At 59.9% G+C, this 6,096-nt stretch carries 4 protein-coding genes; all 4 read left to right on the top strand.

Going from position 1 to position 6,096, the window contains the following annotated elements; all coding sequences use genetic code 11:
* The first annotated feature begins 351 nt into the window (after positions 1-351).
* Complete coding sequence (locus tag RAC79_RS14000) at positions 352-1,416, top strand: HlyD family secretion protein (RefSeq protein WP_065657681.1); 1,065 nt, start codon at positions 352-354, stop codon at positions 1,414-1,416.
* Positions 1,417-1,427: 11 nt separating this feature from the next.
* The gene (rbbA, locus tag RAC79_RS13995) at positions 1,428-4,196 is read left to right on the top strand and encodes a ribosome-associated ATPase/putative transporter RbbA (RefSeq protein ID WP_374997166.1); all 2,769 of its coding nucleotides are present in this window, start codon (positions 1,428-1,430) and stop codon (positions 4,194-4,196) included.
* The gene (locus tag RAC79_RS13990; protein WP_374997165.1) at positions 4,193-5,299 is read left to right on the top strand and encodes an ABC transporter permease; all 1,107 of its coding nucleotides are present in this window, start codon (positions 4,193-4,195) and stop codon (positions 5,297-5,299) included. The genes rbbA and RAC79_RS13990 overlap by 4 nt, the downstream gene beginning before the upstream one ends.
* Positions 5,300-5,414: 115 nt before the next feature.
* Positions 5,415-6,017 (top strand): hypothetical protein, encoded by a 603-nt coding sequence (locus RAC79_RS13985; protein ID WP_162934241.1) that lies wholly within the window; start codon positions 5,415-5,417, stop codon positions 6,015-6,017.
* Positions 6,018-6,096: the final 79 nt, after the last annotated feature.

Here is a 6,096-nt window from a genome sequence, read left to right as displayed (position 1 = left end):
AATCAACACCGTGCGCCATGTCCACCAAATTTAAACCGGACAGCAGTGGATCAAGCCCCGGGGTGACGGGGTGCGGATGTTGCGGCTTTGCCGAACGAGGCCGTTTCATAGGGCTTTGCAACCCCTGAGGCCTGCCATCATCAGCCGGTTTAGGCGCCTGTCCGAAACCCTCAAAGCATTTGACTTGTGTCAAGGCCACAAGACACCTTGACGTCTAGACATCACCTGAACCCGATCTATCCCCTCTTAAATAGGAGAAATGTCGGGTGCGAATACTAAACGCAATGGTGGGTGGCTTCTTCGGTTTCATCGTATTAGGGTTGAAATTCGAAGGGTTCATGGGGAAAACGGATGTCTAAAAAAGGCTTGCTCGTTGGTCTGGTGATTCTGGTTCTTGCCGGTGTCGCCTATTTCTCCTGGTCAAAGCTGAAGGGTGAGGGACTTCCCGCCGGTTTCGTGGCCAGCAACGGCCGTATCGAGGCCGTCGAGATCGATATTTCCACCAAGACCGCCGGTCGCCTTCAGGACATCATGGTGCGTGAAGGCGATTTCGTGAAGGCCGGGCAGGTGCTTGCCCAAATGGATACGGCGCAACTGGAGGCGAGGAAACGTCAGGCGGAAGCACAGTTTCGCCGTGCGAAAATAGCAATCGATACGGCCCACAGCCTTGTCGCCCAGCGGGAGGCGGAAAAGACCTCGGCACTGGCAGTGGTGGAACAGCGCAAGGCCCAGCTCGATTCCGCCTCCAAGACCTATGCGCGCTCGAAACAGCTGCTGACCGGCAACGCCGTCTCGCAGCAGATTGTCGATGACAGTGAAGCCGCCGAGCAGTCCGCCCGCGCCACGCTCGCTTCCGCCGAGGCCTCGCTTGCCGCCTCCGATGCCGCAATCAACGCCGCCAAGGCGCAGATCGTCGATGCCGAGGCGGCGGTGGATGCCGCGCAGGCCGATATTGAAAGCATCGAGACGGATATCGCCGATGCGACGCTGAAATCGCCCCGCGATGGCCGCGTGCAATATCGGATCGCCCAGCCCGGTGAGGTGCTGTCCGCCGGTGGACGGGTTCTGAACCTGGTAGATCTCGGCGATGTCTATATGACGTTCTTCCTGCCGACGGCCGAGGCCGGCCGCACGTCCATGGGCTCGGATGTGCGCCTGATATTGGATGCCGCCCCGCAATATACCATCCCCGCCAAGGTTTCCTTCGTCGCCGATGTTGCGCAGTTCACACCGAAAACGGTCGAAACCGAAGAAGAACGCCAGAAGCTGACATTCCGGGTGAGGGCGCAAATCCCGCAGGAGCTGCTGCAGAAATATATCCAATATGTCAAAACCGGGCTGCCCGGCATGGCCTATGTCCGGCTTGATCCGCAGGCCGCCTGGCCGGAAAACCTCGAACGCAATCTCGTCAAGTGACGGTGGCCACCATGGTCGCGTCTCCCGCAACGAATGACAGGCATGCACCGGTCGCGCGATTGGCCGATGTGCGGTTGACCTTCGGAAGCACCATCGCGCTGGCCGACATATCGGTCGAGATCCCCGCCGGGCGGATGATCGGGCTTATCGGGCCTGACGGTGTGGGCAAATCGAGCCTGTTGTCGCTCGTCTCGGGCGCGCGCGCCATCCAGAAAGGCAAGGTGGAGGTTCTGGGCGGCGACATGTCCGATCCCCGCCACCGCGAGGATACCTGCCCGCGTATCGCCTATATGCCGCAGGGTCTTGGCAAGAACCTCTATCCCACCCTTTCCGTCTTCGAGAATATCGATTTTTTCGGGCGGCTGTTCGGGCAGGGCGGCAGGGAGCGGCAGACGCGCATTGCCGAGCTGCTGAAAAGTACCGGCCTCGAGCCCTTCGCCGACCGCCCCGCGATGAAACTTTCCGGCGGCATGAAGCAGAAGCTGGGGCTCTGCTGCGCGCTGATCCACGATCCCGACCTGCTCATTCTCGATGAGCCGACCACGGGCGTCGATCCGCTGTCGCGGCGGCAATTCTGGGAACTGATCGATTCCATCCGGGCCGGGCGTCCGGGCATGAGCGTTATCGTTGCCACGGCCTATATGGAAGAGGCCGCCGGTTTCGACTGGCTGGTCGCGATGGATGGCGGCAAAATACTCGCCACCGGCTCGCCTGCCGAACTTCTCGAGCGCACCTCCGCACCCAATCTCGATGCGGCCTTCATCGCGCTCCTGCCCGAAGAAAAGCGCGAAGGCTACCACGAAGTCCATATCGCGCCGCGCAAGGTGGCGGGTGAGGGCGATTATGCCATCGAGGCGTCGCATCTCAGCATGCGTTTCGGCGATTTCACCGCCGTCGACAATGTCAGCTTCAAGATTCCGCGTGGCGAGATTTTCGGCTTTCTCGGCTCGAACGGTTGCGGAAAATCCACCACCATGAAAATGCTGACGGGGCTTCTGGCCGCCAGCGAAGGCGAGGCGAAGCTTTTCGGGCACAGGGTGGATGCCAGCGACATGGCGATCCGTCACCGCGTCGGCTACATGAGCCAGGCCTTCTCGCTCTATTCCGAGCTGACGGTGCGGCAGAACCTCGATCTTCACGCCCGCCTGTTCAAGCTGCCGGAAGAGAAAATTCAGCCGCGTATCGCCGAAATGGCCGAGCGTTTCGATCTCGGTGCGGTCATGGACACACTGCCGGACGACCTGCCGCTCGGCATCCGGCAGAGGCTGTCGCTGGCGGTGGCGATGATCCATTCGCCTGATATTCTCATCCTCGATGAACCGACCTCAGGTGTCGATCCGGTGGCGCGGGACGGGTTCTGGCAAATCCTTGCCGATCTCTCCCGCAACGACGATGTCACCATCTTCATCTCCACCCATTTCATGAACGAGGCGGAGCGCTGCGACCGGATTTCGCTGATGCATGCCGGCAAGGTGCTGATCAGCGATACGCCTGACGCGATTACCAAAAGCCGCAATGCGGCAACGCTCGAAGAGGCTTTTGTTGCCTATCTCGAGGATGCTTCAGGCGTCAAGAAGGCGGCACCTGCCGCCGCTCCTGTCGCGGCAGCGCAGGTGCCGGCGACGCAACATGCTGCACCCAATCGTAAGAGGTTTTTCGATTTCAGGCGCATGTTCAGCTATACCCGCCGCGAGGCGCTGGAACTGCAGCGGGATCCCATTCGCGGCACGCTGGCGGTGCTCGGCAGCGTCATCCTGATGTTCGTCATCGGATACGGTATCAATCTCGATGTCGAGGACCTGACCTTCGCGGTGCTGGACCGTGACGATTCCACCATCAGCCGCGATTATGTGCTCGACATTGCCGGCTCGCGTTATTTCATCGAGAAGGAACCGATCCGCGATTATGCCGATATGGACCGGCGGATGCGTGACGGGGAACTGAGCCTTGCCATTGAAATTCCCCCTGGTTTCGGCCGCGATGTCTTGCGCGGCAAGACGGTGGAGGTGGGCGCCTGGATCGACGGCGCCATGCCGCAGCGGGCGGAAACCGTTCGCGGATACGTGCAGGGCATGCACCAGACATGGCTGGCGCGCAAGGCGGCCGAGATTTACGGCAGCGCGGCGACGCAAAGCACTTTCAGCATCGAAACGCGCTATCGATACAATCCGGACGTCAAAAGCCTCGTCGCCATGGTGCCGGCGGTCATTCCGCTGCTGCTCATGCTCATTCCCGCCATGCTGGCGGCGCTCAGCGTCGTCAGGGAAAAGGAACTCGGCTCCATCGTCAATCTTTACGTGACGCCGACCACCCGGCTGGAATTCCTGATCGGCAAGCAGCTTCCTTATGTCGCCCTCGGCATGCTCAATTTCCTGCTTCTGACGGCCTTCGCCATCTTCATCTTCCAGGTGCCCTTCACCGGAAGTTATCTCGCCTATGCGACGGGAGCGCTGCTCTATGTCGTCATCGCCACCTCCATCGGCCTTCTCATGTCGTCCTTCATGAAGAGCCAGATCGCGGCGATCTTCGGCACGGCCCTGCTGACGCTCATTCCGGCAACGCAATATTCGGGAATGATCGATCCCGTTTCGTCGCTACAGGGGGCGGGCGCCTTTATCGGCAATATCTATCCCGCCACCTATTTCATGACCATTTCGCGCGGCACCTTCTCCAAGGGGCTGGATTTCGCCGGGCTTTCCGGCTCGTTCCTGCCGCTTCTCATTGCCATTCCGCTGCTTCTCATTGCCGGCGCCGCACTTTTGAGGAAACAGGCGTCATGAGGCTGTTTTCGTCCAACATCTTCCAGCTCGGCATCAAGGAACTGCGCGGCCTTGCGCGTGACGGCATGTTGCTGCTGCTCATCGTCTACGCCTTCACGCTGCAGATCTACACCGGCTCCAGCGCGCTGCCGGAGACGCTGAACAATGCCGCTATCGCCATCGTCGACGAGGATCAGTCGCCGCTTTCAGGCCGCATCAGCACGGCTTTTTATCCGCCCTATTTCTCTCCGCCGAAGCAGATTTCAATTGCGGAAATGGACAAGCGCATGGATGCGGGCCTCGATACATTCGCGCTCAACATCCCGCCGGATTTCCAGCGCCGGCTGATGGCCGGGCAACAGCCGGCCATCCAGCTCAATATCGACGCCACCCGCATGAGCCAGGCTTTCAGCGGGGGTGGTTATGTGACGAGCGAAGTTCAGGAATATATCAACCGCTATCGCGGTGCGACTTCGGTGCCGGTGGACCTGGCGCTACGCTCCCGTTTCAACCCGGAGCTCGACAAGTCGTGGTTCGGGTCGATCAACAACATCATCACCGCCATCACCATGCTGTCGATCGTGCTGACGGGGGCGGCGCTCATTCGCGAGCGCGAGCATGGCACGGTCGAGCATCTGCTGGTCATGCCGGTCACGCCGCTGGAAATCATGCTCAGCAAGGTCTGGTCCATGGGCCTTGTCGTGCTGGTGGCCTCCGCATTTTCCCTGTTCGTCGTCGTCAGGGGCCTGCTCGCCATTCCAATCGAAGGCTCGCTCTTGCTCTTCCTGCTCGGAACGGCGTTGCAGCTCTTCGCCATGACGTCGATGGGTATCTTCCTTGCGACCGTCGCAGGGTCCATGCCGCAATTCGGCATGCTGCTGATCCTGTTCCTGCTGCCGTTGCAAGTGCTCTCCGGCGCCATGACGCCGCGTGAAAGCATGCCTGATATCATCCAGTACATCATGCTTCTCGCACCCAACACCCATTTCGTCATACTGGCGCAATCGGTGCTTTTCAGGGGGGCGGGGCTGGATGTGGTCTGGCCGCAATTGCTGGCGCTGCTGGCCATCGGCTCCGCGCTTTTCGTTTTCGCGCTTCGCCGTTTCAGGCGTTTCCTGCGCTGATTCCGCCTATTTCCGCGCAAGTTGAATTAATTGTGTTCGGTAACGGTATGTTCGCCTTCCGTGAATATGCCTATGAGGACGGCTGGGTAAGCGGGCTTTGTTCAGGAGTAGCAAAATGAATATTGCAGCACGTCTGTCACTGGCAGCCATGATTGCACTGGCGGCAACCCCATCTCTTGCGTCAGAAGATATGACGTCGGAGACGAGCGAAGCGATATTCGGTTTCGGCGGCGTCCTGACGAAAGAGGACATGCTGAAAAGTGCAGCCCTCATTCCGGTGGAATATGAGCGCAATGCCATTCTGGGCGGCGGCTATCAGTTCTACCCCTACCACATCGGCAACGTGAAACTCGGCGGCGAAATCGGCGTCGCCGCCAGATTTGGCAAGGGCTTTACCAGTGAAGTCTGGGCGGGTCCGGTTGCACGTTACGAGCAGATCAGGCTCGGAGAACGGCTGTTTATCACGCCGAGCTTCACGGCGGGCCTCAGCCTCGTGACGGATGCGCAGCCTGGCCGCGAGCGGGAACAGGAAATCAAGGACAACGGCAATGCCAATGTCCTGTTTTATCTGGGACCGGAAATCAACGTGTCCTTCAGCGAGGATTCCTCGACGGAATTCTTCTGGCGTCTTCACCACCGCTCCGGTGGCGGCAAGACGCTCGGCAACATGAAGGGCGCGACAAACGCCAATGTCTTCGGCGTCCGCTACAAGTTCTGAGCGGCAGGGGGCGGTTCCAGGCCCGGCGAACCGTCTCAATTTTAGTCACGTTTCTTTTTCGTCGCAAAGCGTCATGGGG

This window comes from Agrobacterium sp. LR_9, from assembly GCF_041954855.1.
In the GTDB taxonomy this organism is placed as follows: domain Bacteria; phylum Pseudomonadota; class Alphaproteobacteria; order Rhizobiales; family Rhizobiaceae; genus Agrobacterium; species Agrobacterium leguminum.
Note: the sequence above shows the minus strand (reverse complement) of the source record. Positions and strands in the feature narration are given on the sequence as shown.